This is a genomic window from Streptomyces sp. NPDC057654, from assembly GCF_042800135.1.
In the GTDB taxonomy this organism is placed as follows: domain Bacteria; phylum Actinomycetota; class Actinomycetes; order Streptomycetales; family Streptomycetaceae; genus Streptomyces.
In genome coordinates this window covers 1-13,023 of sequence record NZ_JBHVHQ010000155.1, presented here as the reverse complement: position 1 = coordinate 13,023, position 13,023 = coordinate 1, and the positions used below count along the sequence as shown (strand labels likewise).

At 73.2% G+C, this 13,023-nt stretch carries 14 protein-coding genes and 1 pseudogene; 10 read left to right on the top strand and 5 right to left on the bottom strand.

Features of this window, described 5'->3' with window-relative positions; genetic code table 11:
* From ACFU99_RS14870 to ACFU99_RS14835, 8 genes and pseudogenes are all read left to right on the top strand, one after another.
* Window positions 1-483, top strand: a pseudogene (locus tag ACFU99_RS14870) (aspartate aminotransferase family protein); the annotation flags it as partial.
* Window positions 483-1,670, top strand: coding sequence for a mandelate racemase/muconate lactonizing enzyme family protein (locus ACFU99_RS14865; RefSeq protein ID WP_384391031.1), 1,188 nt, complete (start codon window positions 483-485; stop codon window positions 1,668-1,670). The pseudogene ACFU99_RS14870 and the gene ACFU99_RS14865, both read left to right, overlap by 1 nt.
* 31 nt (window positions 1,671-1,701) lie before the next feature.
* A complete protein-coding gene (locus tag ACFU99_RS14860) occupies window positions 1,702-2,547 on the top strand; it encodes an amidohydrolase family protein (RefSeq protein WP_384391029.1) in 846 nt (281 codons plus the stop codon).
* Between the two features lie 105 nt (window positions 2,548-2,652).
* The gene (locus ACFU99_RS14855) at window positions 2,653-3,528 is read left to right on the top strand and encodes an SDR family NAD(P)-dependent oxidoreductase (protein ID WP_384391026.1); all 876 of its coding nucleotides are present in this window, start codon (window positions 2,653-2,655) and stop codon (window positions 3,526-3,528) included.
* Between the two features lie 48 nt (window positions 3,529-3,576).
* The gene (locus ACFU99_RS14850) at window positions 3,577-4,218 is read left to right on the top strand and encodes a hypothetical protein (protein ID WP_384391023.1); all 642 of its coding nucleotides are present in this window, start codon (window positions 3,577-3,579) and stop codon (window positions 4,216-4,218) included.
* Window positions 4,215-5,144, top strand: a complete 930-nt coding sequence (locus ACFU99_RS14845) for a GNAT family N-acetyltransferase (protein WP_384391020.1) — start codon at window positions 4,215-4,217, stop codon at window positions 5,142-5,144. Before ACFU99_RS14850 ends, ACFU99_RS14845 begins: the two co-directional genes overlap by 4 nt.
* Before the next feature lie 90 nt (window positions 5,145-5,234).
* Window positions 5,235-6,140 carry an SMP-30/gluconolactonase/LRE family protein gene (locus ACFU99_RS14840; RefSeq protein ID WP_384391034.1) on the top strand — a complete coding sequence of 302 codons (906 nt, stop codon included), beginning with the start codon at window positions 5,235-5,237 and terminating at the stop codon, window positions 6,138-6,140.
* 260 nt (window positions 6,141-6,400) lie between these two features.
* On the top strand, window positions 6,401-7,516 hold the full coding sequence (locus tag ACFU99_RS14835; RefSeq protein ID WP_384391017.1) for a methyltransferase domain-containing protein: 1,116 nt from the start codon (window positions 6,401-6,403) through the stop codon (window positions 7,514-7,516).
* Between the two features lie 44 nt (window positions 7,517-7,560).
* Here ACFU99_RS14835 and ACFU99_RS14830 read toward each other — a convergent pair whose 3' ends face one another.
* From ACFU99_RS14830 to ACFU99_RS14810, 5 genes are all read right to left on the bottom strand, one after another.
* Window positions 7,561-8,469 (bottom strand): PDR/VanB family oxidoreductase, encoded by a 909-nt coding sequence (locus ACFU99_RS14830; RefSeq protein WP_384391014.1) that lies wholly within the window; start codon window positions 8,467-8,469, stop codon window positions 7,561-7,563.
* A gap of 29 nt (window positions 8,470-8,498) precedes the next feature.
* Window positions 8,499-9,128 (bottom strand): MSMEG_1061 family FMN-dependent PPOX-type flavoprotein, encoded by a 630-nt coding sequence (locus tag ACFU99_RS14825; RefSeq protein WP_384391011.1) that lies wholly within the window; start codon window positions 9,126-9,128, stop codon window positions 8,499-8,501.
* 259 nt (window positions 9,129-9,387) lie between these two features.
* A complete protein-coding gene (locus ACFU99_RS14820; RefSeq protein WP_384391008.1) occupies window positions 9,388-10,029 on the bottom strand; it encodes a histidine phosphatase family protein in 642 nt (213 codons plus the stop codon).
* 56 nt (window positions 10,030-10,085) lie between these two features.
* Window positions 10,086-10,403 (bottom strand): transcriptional regulator, encoded by a 318-nt coding sequence (locus ACFU99_RS14815; RefSeq protein ID WP_384391005.1) that lies wholly within the window; start codon window positions 10,401-10,403, stop codon window positions 10,086-10,088.
* Window positions 10,390-10,953, bottom strand: a complete 564-nt coding sequence (locus ACFU99_RS14810; RefSeq protein ID WP_384391002.1) for a hypothetical protein — start codon at window positions 10,951-10,953, stop codon at window positions 10,390-10,392. Before ACFU99_RS14810 ends, ACFU99_RS14815 begins: the two co-directional genes overlap by 14 nt.
* 187 nt (window positions 10,954-11,140) lie before the next feature.
* On the opposite strand from ACFU99_RS14810, the gene ACFU99_RS14805 reads away from it, so the two are divergent.
* Both ACFU99_RS14805 and ACFU99_RS14800 read left to right on the top strand, forming a co-directional pair.
* Complete coding sequence (locus tag ACFU99_RS14805; RefSeq protein WP_384391000.1) at window positions 11,141-12,040, top strand: RNA polymerase sigma-70 factor; 900 nt, start codon at window positions 11,141-11,143, stop codon at window positions 12,038-12,040.
* A 78-nt stretch (window positions 12,041-12,118) separates the two neighbouring features.
* The coding region (locus tag ACFU99_RS14800; RefSeq protein ID WP_384390997.1) for an NAD(P)/FAD-dependent oxidoreductase at window positions 12,119-13,023 on the top strand (905 nt) is incomplete at its 3' end.

Genomic DNA, 13,023 nt, shown 5'->3' with positions numbered 1-13,023 from the left:
CCCGCCGTCTTCGCCGGCCCGTACCCCGGCCACCCCTCGGTCGTGGCCGCCGCCCTGGCCACCCTCCGCAAGCTCCGCGAAGAGCCCGTCCACGAACACGTCTTCCGGCTCGGCGACCGCGTCCGCACCGGACTCACCGCGCTCTACGCCCGCCTCGGCGTGCCCGCCGTCGTCACGGGCTATGGCTCCGTGTTCGTCACGTACTTCATGCCGGGCTTCACCCCCGACACGCCGCCGCGCACCTACCGCGACCTGCTGGCCAACGACGCGTCCCTCTTCGTCGGCTACCGCCGCCGCCTCATCGACCACGGCCTGTTCGAGCTGCCCCTCAACCTCAAGCGCAGCCACATCAGTTACGCCCACACCGACGGGGACGTCGACCGGCTCCTCGAAGCCACCGAGACCGCTGTCGCGGAGGCCATAGCAGGGGGCGGCGTCAGCGACCTCAGCCACACCTCGACCATGGGCGGAGCCCAGATCTGATGCTGACCGTCAACCGCACCCGCCCCACCGGCCCGGCGGGCCGCGTCAGCCGGGTGGAGACCCTGATGCTCGGCACCGCGTGGCGCGACTTCGGCTACGTCCGCGTGCACACCGACGAGGGGCTCTCCGGCATCGGCGAGATCACCCACCCCTACCGGGGCCAGGAGGTGTGCGCCCTCACCGAGTCCCTCGCCGGCCGCCATCTGCTGGGCGCTGACCCCTTCGACACCGAGGAGATCTGGCTCCGCCTCTACCAGGGCGACTTCCTGCGCGGCGGGGACGTCGGCGGCGTCGCGCTCTCCGGCCTCGACCAGGCCCTGCACGACATCATGGGCAAAGCCCTCGGCGTCCCCGTCTACCGCCTCACCGGAGGCGCCTGCCGCGACACCGTCCGCGTCTACGCCAACGGCTGGTACAACGGCGAGCGCGACCCGGAGACCTTCGCCGCCAAGGCCCGCGAGACCGTCGCCAAGGGGTACAGCGCCCTCAAGTTCGACCCCTTCGGCCCCGGCCTGCACGAACTGGAGCGGGCCGAACTGCGCCGCTCCGTCGACCTGGTGGCGGCCGTGCGCGAGGCCATCGGACCCGACGCCGACCTCTTCATCGAGGGGCACGCCCGGTTCGCGATGCCCACCGCCGCCCGGCTGCTGCGCGAGCTCGAACCCTTCGACATCGGCTGGTTCGAGGAGCCGATGCCCTGGACCCACATCGAGCGCTACCGCGAACTGCGGCAGCGGGCCGCCTTCCCGATCTCCGGCGGCGAGCACTTCCACAACCGCTACGAGTACAAGCAGCTCTTCGCGACCGAGGCCGTGGACATCGTGCAGCCCGACCTCTCGATGGCCGGCGGCTTCACCGAGATACGGAAGATCGCCGCGGCCGCCGACACCCACGGCATGCTCGTCGCCCCGCACAACTCCAACTCCCCGCTGTGCACGACGGCCTCCGCCCACGCGGCGTTCGGCATCCCGAACCTCAAGATCCTGGAAACCTTCGACGGCCTCCTGGAGGACTACGTCTTCGAGGCGCTGCGCGGCGTCCTGCCGGTGGAGAACGGCCGCCTGCCGCTGCCCACCGCCCCCGGCCTCGGCGTGGAGCTGGTCGACGAGGTCTTCGAGGAGCACCCGCCCACCCACCGTTTCTGGAACATGTTCAGCGAAGGCTGGGAGAAGAGGAACCGCACATGAGCCCGGCCGACACCGCCAGGAGAGGCCGCCGATGATCGTCGACGTCCACTCCCACCTCTTCCGCCACAGCCACGACTTCGGCGAGCCCTTCGCCTCCGACTCGGCGCGCGCCCACGAGGGCGAGGTCGACCTCACCGTCACCTGGGAGGAGTACGCGGCCTCCTGCCCGCCCGACACCCGCACGATCGTCGTCGGCGGCAAGGCCCGCCGCAGCGGCCTGTGGGTCGACGACACCGCCGTGGCCGCCTACACCGCCCGGCACCCGGACCGGCTCATCGGCTACCTCTCCCTCGACCCCACCCAGCCCGGCTGGCAGGACGAGCTCCGCCACGGCCACCAGGAACTAGGCCTGCGCGGCATCAAGCTCATGCCGATGTACGCCGGATTCGACCCGGCCGCCGAGGAATACGACGAGCTGTACGCCTACGCCGAGCGAAACGGCCTGCCGCTGCTCGTGCACACCGGCACCACCTTCGTCTCCGCGGCCCCGCTGGAGTGGGCGATGCCCCGCCACCTCGACGCCGTCGCCATCCGCCACCCCGAACTGCGGATGGTCCTCGCCCACCTCTCCCACCCCTTCGAGGGCGAGTGCATCGCCGTCATCCGCAAGCACCCGCACGTCTACGCCGACATCAGCGCCCTGCACTACCGGCCCTTCCAGCTCTGGCACAGCCTCCGCCTGGTCCAGGACTACGGCGTCTGGGACAAGCTGCTGTTCGGCAGCGACTACCCGTTCACCACGGTGAACGACTCGGTCGACGGCCTGCGAAAGATCGCGGCGATACCCGGCATACCGGGCCTCCCGCCGCTCGACGCGGAAGCCGTCGAAGCCCTCATCCACCGGCCGTCGCTCGACCTGCTGGGCCTGGGGGACTGAGGCTCCCCCTACCGTGCACCCCGCTCGCCCGTCCCCCTCCCGCACCCCGTGTGCGGTCGTACGGGCGGGCGGGGCCCCTCCCGCACCCACCCCGAGGACCCCGCCGTGACCCACCCGCCCGCCCCGCGCGGCACCGACCGCTTCGACCTCACCGGCCGCACCGCCCTGGTCACCGGCGCGGCCCGCGGCCTCGGCCGCGCCTTCGCGACCGGCCTCGCCGCCGCCGGGGCCGACCTCGTCCTCGTCGACCTCCCCGGCGCCGAGGGGATCGAGGAGACCGCCGGGCAGGTCCGCGCCCTCGGCCGCCGCTGCCATGCGTACGCACAGGACCTCGCGCACACCGAACAGCTGGCCGGCCTCGCCGACACCGTCCGCGCCGACGTCGGCCCCGTACACATCCTCGTCAACAACGCGGGCACGGCCGCCCTGGAGCGCTGCAACGAGATCACCCCGGAGAGCTGGAGCCGGGTCATGAAGGTCAACGTCGACGCGGTCTTCTTCCTGACCCAGCGCATCGCCGAGCACATGACCGCCGACGGCACACCCGGCCGCATCATCACCGTGACCTCGAAGAACGCCCTCGTCGCCGAGGCGGGCCTCGCGCACTACAACGCGTCCAAGGCCGCCGCGCAACTGCTCACCGAGACCTTCGCCATCGAACTCGCCCCGCACGGCATCACCGCCAACACCCTCGCCCCCGGCATGGTCGACACCCCCATCGACGGGGAATTCCCCCTCGACCGCGAGCCCTTCGAAGCGGCCTGGCGCGAGCGCATACCCCTCGGCCGCTACGCCCAGCCCGACGACTGCGTGGGCGCCCTCCTGCTCCTCGCCTCCGACGCGGGCGCGTACCTCACCGGCGCGCGCATCGTGGTGGACGGCGGGGTCCTCGCCGACCAGCAGCCCCGGATGCGCTGGATGCCGCCGTACCGCAACACGATCGGCGGCGGTGGCGCCGGCGGTTCGCGCGCCGGCGGCTGACCCTCCGCAAGAAGACCCGTGCACTGCCCGCACCCCGTGGAGGAACCTGTGCACCGCCCGCCCGATGCCACCACCCGTCGCCGCGTCCTGACCACCGCGGGGCTCGCCGTCGGGGCCGCCGCTCTCGCGACCGCGCCGGCCCATGCGGCGGGGTCCGGCCGCACGCCCCAGGTGCACGACAGCGTTCGCGCGCTCCTCGACCGGGGCGGCCACGGGCTCGCCGACGGCGACACCGCCCTCGTGACCGGATACCGCGAGCCCGGCGACGGCGGGGGGATGCTGCTGCGCTGGGACCCCCGGTCCAGCGCGCCGTCCAACGGCGGCACCGTCCTCGCGCCCAGGAGCGTTCGGCGCGGGCGCTGGATCCGCCTGCACGAGGGAGTGCTGGACTTCAGGTCGTTCGGCTGCTTCGACGCGGCGCGCCCCGCCGACGACGCGCTCGACGCGATGCTCGCCGACCCCGCCGTACACCGGATCGAGGCCCACACCGATCTGCTGCTGCGCAGACGCCACCGCACCCACCGCTCGCGGATCACCCTCGACTTCGGCGGGCACACCGTGCACACCACGGGCATCGAACGGGGCGCCCACGACGACCCCTTCGGCGCGGTCCTCTCCTTCTCCGGAACCCGCACCGCCTTCCCCCAACCCGGCGACACCGCGCTCATCGCGGGAAACCTCCAGCTATGAGCCTCATCCGCACCGCGCGCCCCGCCGACGAACCCGCCCTGCACGCCCTCTGGGCCGCATGCTTCGGCGCCGCCCCGCAACTGCCCGTCGTATACGCCCTGGACCCCGACCGCCACCGGCACACCTTCCTCGCCGTCAGCGACGACGGCACGATCGACGCTGTCGTCGTCTACGTACCCCGCGACATCCGCGACGCCGAGGGCGTCCCCGTGCGGGTCGGCGGCATCGGCAGCGTCGCGACCCGCCCCGAGGCGCGCGGCCGAGGGCTGATCCGCGCGCTGCTCCAGGAGGCCGCCGCGACGATGCGGGCGGAGTCCTGCGCGTGGTCGCTGCTGTTCACCGGCACACCCGGCGTCTATACGGGCTCGGGCTGGCAGACCTTCCCGACCCAGCTGAGGGAGGGCTCCCTCAGCGAGACCCCTCCGGGACGTTCCCCGTACCGGGTCCGCCCCGCACACCCCGCCGATCTTCCGCATCTTGCCCAACCCTCCTGTTCTTCCAGCCCGTTGAGTACGGTCCGGACGGAGGCCGACTGGCGGACGCGGCTGCCCGCCTGGTATGGGCCGCTCAGCGAGTGGCTGGTCGCGGAGGATCCGGCCACCGGCCGGCCGGCGGGCTGGGCGGTAGCGGCGCATGGCAAGCGGGCCGTGGACGTACGCGAGTACGCGGCGACCGAAACCGGCGCTCTGACGGCGCTCTTCGCGGCCGTCGCCGCACGCGCCCGGCACGGGGGACTGCGCGAGGCGCGACTGCGGGGGCCCGCGCCGGGACCTGCCGTGCTGGAGGCGCTGCCCCACTTGATGACGGGGGCGACGGTCCGTACCGAGCACATAGGGATGATCCGCCCGCTGCTGGCCCCGCCGGAGCACGCACAGGCCGTGCCCCGCGCCCCGGGGGCCGTCCACTGGTACGGCGACTCCTTCTGACCAGGCGGTTTCGTGCCCGTACGATGCTGCCCGTACGACGACCCGTACCCGTACGGCTCGCGCGTGCCGAACGAGAGGAACTACCACCGCATGAACCTCGCTTCCACCGCAGAGGCCGTCTGGTCGGACCGGCTCGACCTCGGCGAGGGCGTCCGCTGGCTGCCGGGCGGCCCCGTACTGGTGGACATCATGAGCGGCCGTCTGTTGCGCGGCCCGCTCGACCACCGGGACGGTCCGCTGGAGGAGTTGGCGCGGCTGGACGTCCCCTTGGGCGCGGTGGCACCGGTCGCGGACCGCCCCGGACAGTGGATCGCGGCAGCGGGCACGGGCATCTGCCTGTTCCGTACGGGCGGAACGGACGACGGGCTTGCGGCGCTCGACTGGCTCGGCCGCCCCGAGGACGACTCACCGGTCCCCATCCGCATGAACGACGCCACCGCCGACCCGCACGGCCGGTTCTGGGCGGGGAGCATGCCGTACGCGGAGGACGAGGGCGCCGGCAGCCTCTACCGGGTGGACCACGACGGCTCGGTGCACCAGGTCTTCGACGGCCTGACCATTCCCAACGGCCCCGCCTTCAACGCGGACGGCACTGTGCTGTACCTCGCGGACAGCGCCCGCGGCACGATCCTGACCTGCCGCGTCGACCCGCGCACCGGAGAACCGGCCCACGAGCCGGCGGAGTTCGCCACGGTGCGCGCGGGAAACCCCGACGGCATGGCCGTGGACGCCGAGGGCGGGGTATGGAGCGCGATCTGGGGCGAGTCCCGTGTCCACCACTACCGCCCCGACGGCACCCTCGACCAGGTGCTGCCCGTCCCCGCCCGGCAGCCGGCCGGCCTGTGCCTGGGCGGGGATGACCTGCGCACGCTGTACATCACCACGGCCCGCACCGGCCTGCCGGACCCGAGCCCGGCGGACGGCGCGGTGTTCACCGCACGAGTGGCGGTCCCCGGCATTCCGACCGCCGCCTTCCGCTTCGCCGAGGGGGCATGAGAGCGACGGGCTGACGGCCGTTCCGGGCGATGCGTCAGCACGGTGACCGATCGTTCACCTCTTCCGGTGAGCGGAGCTTCACCGCGCCTTCGGCGGGGGAGCATGGCAGTGCAATCCTCAAACCCAGGTGCGACCAGGAGCGTTCGTATGACCGAAGACGGAAAGCACAGCGGCCCACCCTCCGACAAGCCATGGACACCGCCGCCGACCCCGCCGTCTCCCGACAGCTCCGGCGGCTCCGGTGGGGGCAAGGCCATCGGATGACCACGACGGACGCCTCCGGCGCGGTACACCCCGAGTACGCCGCGCTCATCGAGCTGCTGGACGGGCGCGGCCTGCTCTCTCCGGAGTGGCGCGCCGTGTGGGAGCGGCTGCCCCGCCATCGGTTCATCCCTCAACGCGTCTGGCGGCAGGGGCCCGAGCGGTGCGAGCCCGTCACCACCGAGGGGGAGTGGTGGCGGCTGGTCCACAGCGACGAGCCGGTGGTGACCCAGGTCGATGACGGGCATGAGGGCGGGCCGGGCGTCGCGACATCATCCAACTCGCAGCCGAGCATGGTCGCCGCCATGCTCGGCTGCCTGGAACTGCGGGGCCACGAGCGCGTACTGGAGATCGGCACCGCGACCGGGCACGTCGCCGCCCTGCTGGCCGGGCGCCTGGGTGACGACCGCGTCGTCAGCGTGGAGATCGATCCGCTGCTGGCGGAGCGGGCGGAGAAGAACCTCGCCGCCGTCGGATTCCCCCGTGTCACGGTGGTACGAGCCGACGGGGAACAGGGCTGGGCCCCCAGGGCGCCGTACGACCGCATCCTCTCCACCTGCGCCCTGCGCCATGTGCCGTACGGCCTGGTACGCCAGGTCGAGCCGGGCGGCATCCTGGTCGCCCCGATGGCCCGCGACTTCTGGAGCGGCGCCGTGCTCCGACTCCGCGTCCACGAGGACGGCACGGCAAGCGGCCCGTTCAAGGGCGGAGCCTCGTACATGCCGATGAAGTCGCACCGCCCCGCCGCCCCCGCCCGTTCGGTTGACCAGTCGACAGCCCGCTCCGCCACCAGTGGCCTCGGGCCCCGCGACCTGCTGAGCCTGGGCTTCGCCCTGTACGCGGGGGCCACGTTGCCCGGAGTGTCGATGGTGCACGCCGAGACCGGCGGAACCGACCGCGTCTGGCTGCTGGACGAGGACGGCTCGGGCGCCATCGCGGACGCCGGGGAGCCCGTATGGCAGTACGGCCCGCGCGACCTGTGGTCGGAGACGGAAACGGCCTACAGCGCCTACCTCGCCCTCGGCGCGCCCCCGGCCTCGGCCTTCGGCATGACCGTCGGTCCCGACGGCGGGCGGACCTGGCTGCACACTCCTGACCAGGTCATCGGAGCATGAGGGGCCCGGACGTGCGGTGAGGGCCTGCCGGGGGCGGCGGGTGGTCAGAGGTCGAGGACGAGACGGGGGGACAGGGCGCGGGAGACGCAGGCGTACATGCGGCCCGTGGGGGCGCCGATGTCGTCGCGGTGTTCGGGTTCGCCGTCGAGGACGGTGAGTTCGCAGCTGCCGCAGACGCCTTCGCGGCAGCCGGAGGGGATCGGACGGCCGGCGTGGGTGAGGGCGTCGAGGAGGGACTCGTCGGCCGGTACCTGGACGGTCTGCCCCGAGCGGGAGCAGACCGCCTCGAAAGCGGTGTCCGGGCCGTACGTCTTGGGCACCGGCTGGAAACGCTCCGCGTGCAGCTGTCCGGCGGGGAACGCGGCCTCGGCGGCGGCGAGCATGGAGGCGGGACCGCAGCAGTAGACCAGGGCGTCGGGGCCCAGGTCCGCCGCGAGGGCGGCGAGGTCCGGCCTGCCCTGCTGCTTCGTCGCGATGATCCGCACCCGGTCGCCGTAGCCGGAGAGCAGTTCGTCCGCGAAGGGCATGGTCTCGGCCGACGCCCCCGCGTACACCAGCGTGGCCCGCCGGCCCGCCGCGGTCGCCGCCCGCAGCATGGGCAGGAGGGGGGTGATGCCGATCCCCCCGGCGAGGAACAGGTACTCGGGCGCGGGCGCGAGCGGGAAGTTGTTGCGGGGCGCCGAGACGTCGAGCGTCCGGCCCCGGCGCAGGAACCGGTGGATGTACTCCGAACCGCCCCTGCTCAGCGGGTCGTACCGCACGGCGACGCGGTAGGCGTCCCGGTCGGCCGGGTCCCCGCACAGCGAGTACTGCCGGATCAGCCAGTTCGGCAGGGCCAGATCGATATGGGCGCCCGGCTCCCAGGGCTCCAGCGGGCCGGTCGCGCCGCGCAGGGTGAGGGCGACGACGCCCTCGGCGACCCGGTCTATGTGCTCGATGGTGGTCTGTTGCATCGGAGAATTCCCTTGCGGCCGCGGCCTGGTCAGTAGAGCTTGCGGTAGGCGTCTTCGAGGCCGCTTGCGAGCAGCGACGGGTCCAGGTCGATGTCGGCCTGCGCGACGGCCATCTCGGCGAACGTCGGCAGTTCGTCGGCCAGGGCCTGGCTGTCGGGGTCCCACAGACGGGACCGGACGATGGCCCGCCCGCAGTGGAAGTACGCCTCCTCCACCTCGACGACGATCGCCAGCTCCGGCTGTTTGGCCTCGGTCCGCATCCGCGCGAGGACGTCGGGTTCGTCGGTGACGTAGGCGCTGCCGTTGACGCGCACCGACTCCCGCAGGCCCGGGATCAGGAAGAGCAGCCCGATGCCGTCGTTCTCCGCGATGTTGCGGAAGGAGTCGGCGAGCTTGTTGCCGGGCCGGTCGGGTATCGCGAGCGTGTGCTCGTCGAGGACCTTCGCGAAGCCCGGGTAGTCGCCGCGGGGCGAGCAGTCGACGCGCCCCGCCGCGTTCGCCGTGGCCATCGTCATGAAGGGGGAGTGGGCTATGAAGAGACGGAACTGATCGTCGATACGGGTCTGGATCTTGGCCTTGATCATGGCCTCGGGCTCACCGAGCCGGGCGCGGACCTCGGCCGGGGACACCCGCCGGGGGCGCGTGCTCACCTGCGTCATGGGGGTTCCTCCGGGTGTGCGGGAGACGGCGTCGGACGACGCCCGCGGCGGGGTGTGGTTCACCGCTCCGCCACAGTACGCGGCACCATTGTGAGCAATTGCTCAGGTCGTCCGCTACTCGCTTTCGCGGCCATGACCATCGCCCGCATGCCGTCCCACCAGGACGGACTTCAGGCACGTGAGCAGCGTTACGGGCATGGGCCGCGCTCGCCCGGCCGGGCCTCCGTACCGTCGCTGCTCACGTTTTCGCACGGCGAGGTCAGCCCGCCGGGGCGGAATCGAGGTGGCGGGTGTCGCCGAGGCGGGCGACTTGGCGGTTGTGGAAGAAGTCGTCCTCGTGGAGTGTGGTGATGCTCCCGGAGGGGGCCCGGAAACTGGCGTAACCCGCCGAGGCGACCGGCATTCCGATCCAGGACGCCACGACGAACGTCAGGGAGCCGCCGTGCGTCACGACGATCTGATGGGCGACCGGGCTCCGCAGGATGTCGTCCATGGCCGCGTAGAGGCGCCGCGCCCACGCCGCCTTGGTCTCCGCGCCCCGTACGCCCTCGTCGTGCTCCATCCGCTCCCCGACGGCCGGCGGCGGGACGAACCGCTGGTCCAGCCAGGACTGCGGTTTTCCGCCCGCCTCGCCGTAGGACTTCTCCCGCAGTCTGTCGTCCAGGGACGGTCGGACGCCGAACAGCCGGCCCACCTCCTCGGCCGTACGCACCGTGCGCCGCAGATCCGACGCGTACAGCTCCACCTCCGCGCCGTCCGGGATCCGGGACCGCAGGGCCTCGGCGATGGAGACCGCTGCCCGGACGCCGGCGGGCGTCAGCCGCGAGTTGTGCCATCCGCCGACGACGCCCTCCACGTGGTGGGTCGCTTCGGGATGGGTGACGACGTACAGCGTGCGCATGGGTGCGTGCCCTTCCTTCTGTCCACGATTTCCGCGGCTTCCTCGCGGTCGCGCGCTCAGCCGCCGTCCCCGCCCGCCGTGCGCCGTGACTCCTCGACGATCCGTTGCAGGGCCGCGGCGTGCGCCTCCAGCGCCGCCCGTCCGCCGTCGCTGAGGTTCACCCAGGTGCGGGGGCGCTTGCCGACGTACCCCTTGCGCACCTCGACGTACCCATGCGACTCCAGCGTACTGACCTGCTTGGAGAGGGCCGACGGGGACAGCCCCGCCGTCTCCCTCACCCACCCGAACTCGGCCCACTGGGCGCTCGCGAGCAGCGAGACGATCGTCAGCCGGGTGGGGTCGAGGAGCACGGGGTCGAAGTCAGCGTGTGCCATCGACGGCGCTCTCTCCCGGGCGACGACCGCCGCGCACGGCGACCGCGAGCAGCGCCCGCTGGAGGCGCGGCCCGAACAGGGCCAGCACCGCGCCGAGCACCGCGCCTGCCGCGGTCCGCCAGTACGGGAGGTGGAGGTGCCACTCCGGTTGCAGCAGTTGGAGGGCGAAACCGGCCAGCACGATGGCGAACAGGGTGAGCAGCGCGTACCGGCGGAAGGTTTTGGAGATCTCCTGCTTACGCGCGCGGACGGGCTGGCCCAGCAGGGCCGCGCCGCCGGGGGTGTTGAGCATGACGAGATAGCCGACGGTGAGCGGCCCGAAGACCGCCGGGGTCCAGTCGGCCGCCGTCCGGCCGAGGAAGTCGGGGGCCGCCAGGAGCGCGAAGAAGACGAGCCCGGCCACCGCGTACACCCACCGCGCGTTGGTCGCCGCGCCGCGCGCCTGGTCCCGGCGCCGCTCGATGTCCCGCAGCGCGCGGGCCGCTTCGTCCGCCGTGGGGCGGGGGTGGGGGCCGTCGGGTCCGGCTTGCGACGACGATGTTGATGACATGGTGCCTCCTCGGGGCGGTAGTTGCTCCGGCGGAATCCGTTTCCTGAGAGGAAACTAGTTTCCTGTGGGTGGTTTCGTCAATGAGGGCGGCCCCACGGCGTACGGGCCCCACGGCGTACGGGCCCGACTCGCGGTGGGCGCCCGCACCCGGCCCCCGGCCGCCCGGCGCGCCTGGCAGGCTACGGACATGACCACGGAAGCTGTCGCGGAGTTCGAGTCGCACCGGCCCCGGCTGTTCGCGCTCGCGTACCGGATGCTCGGTTCGGCGAGTGAGGCCGAGGACATCGTGCAGGACACGTATCTGCGGTGGAGCGCGGCCGACCGCTCCGCCGTCCGCACCCCGGCCGCCTGGCTGACCAAGGTCATGACGAACCTCTGCATCAACCACCTCACCTCCGCCCGCGCCCGGCGGGAGGTGTACGCCGGGCCCTGGCTCCCCGAGCCGGTTCTCACGCACACCGCGACCGGTCCGCCCGGCCCGCTCGGGCCGATGGAGAGCGCCGAACAGCGCGAATCCGTCTCGTTCGCGCTGCTCACGCTGATGGAACGGCTCACTCCGGCCGAGCGCGCCGTGTTCGTCCTGCGCGAGGCGTTCGGGCACAGCCACCGCGAGGTCGCCGAAGCCGTCGGCATCGAGGAGGCCCACTCGCGCCAGCTGCACCGCCGGGCCCGGGAGCGGCTCGGCCACCCGCGACGCCACTTCGACGTCGACGACGGACAGCGCCGGAAGATCGTCGAGCGATTCTTCGCCGCTGCCCTCGAAGGCGACGTGGCCGGTCTTGAGCGGATGCTCGCCGAGGACGTGACCGCCTGGGCCGACGGCGGCGGCCAGGTCTCCGCGGCCCGCCGGCCGATCACCGGGCGCGATAAGGTGCTCCGCTACCTGCTGGGCCTGGGCCACCGGCCCGAGGCGGAGCGGGTCAGGGCCGAGTTCGCCGAGGTGAACGGCGCTCCGGCGGCCGTCGTCCTCGTGGGGCCGGAACTGCTCGCCATCGTCGTGCCGGAGATCAGCGAGGGCCGGGTCAGCGCGGTCCGTACGGTCATCAACCCCGACAAACTCGCCTTCGCCGCCCGCCAGCTTGCATGATCCGCTTCACGCGGGTCCGGCCTGCCGGACCCGCCGTGCGAGCTGTCACGAATCGGCCGGCCCGCCGGTTCAGGAGGCATGACACATCACATCGTGGTCCTGGGAGCCGGGTACGCCGGACTGTCCGCCGCCAAAGGCGCGGCCCGCAGGCTGCGCGGCCGGGGCGGCGTGCGCGTCACGCTGGTCAACTCCGTCGGCCATTTCGTCGAGCGGGTGCGGCTGCACCAGCTCGCCGCCGGGCAGCCGCTCAGGGACCTGCCGCTCGGCCGGCTCCTCGCCGGTACGGGCATCGAGCTGGTCGTCGCCCGCGTGACCTCCGTCGACGCCGCCGCCCGTACGGTCCGGCTCGACTCCGCCCCGTACGCCCTCGGGTACGACACCCTCGTCTACGCACTGGGCAGCGCGGCCGACACCGCCGCCGTCCCCGGGGCCGCCGCCCACGCGTCGGCGGTCGCCACCTATCAGGACGCCCTCCGCCTGCGCGAGCGCACGGCCGGGGCGACGGGTTCGCTGGCCGTGGCGGGGGCGGGGCTGACCGGAATCGAGGCGGCCGCCGAACTGGCCGAGGCGCATCCGGGGCTCAAAGTGCAGCTGATCACCGCGGGCGAACTCGGCGCCGGACTCTCGCAGCGCGGTCGCGGCTACCTCCGCGGCGCCCTGGACCGGCACGGCGTCACGCTGCGTGAGCACGCCCGTATCGCCGAAGTCGCCGCGCACGGCCTGGTCCTCGCCGACGGCGACGAGATCCCGGCCGACGCCGTCGTGTGGGCGGCCGGATTCCGGGTGTCCGGCCTGGCGCGCGACGCCGGGTTCGCGGTCGACGGCCGCGGTCTGCTCACGGTCGATTCGACGCTGCGCTCGACCTCCCACCCGGAGGTCTTCGCGGCGGGGGGCGCGGGGGCCCCGGCCGGGGCCGCGGGGGCCCCCGCGCGGGCGGCGGGGGGCACCGGGGGGGCCGGGGGGGGGGGCGCGGCGCGGCCCCG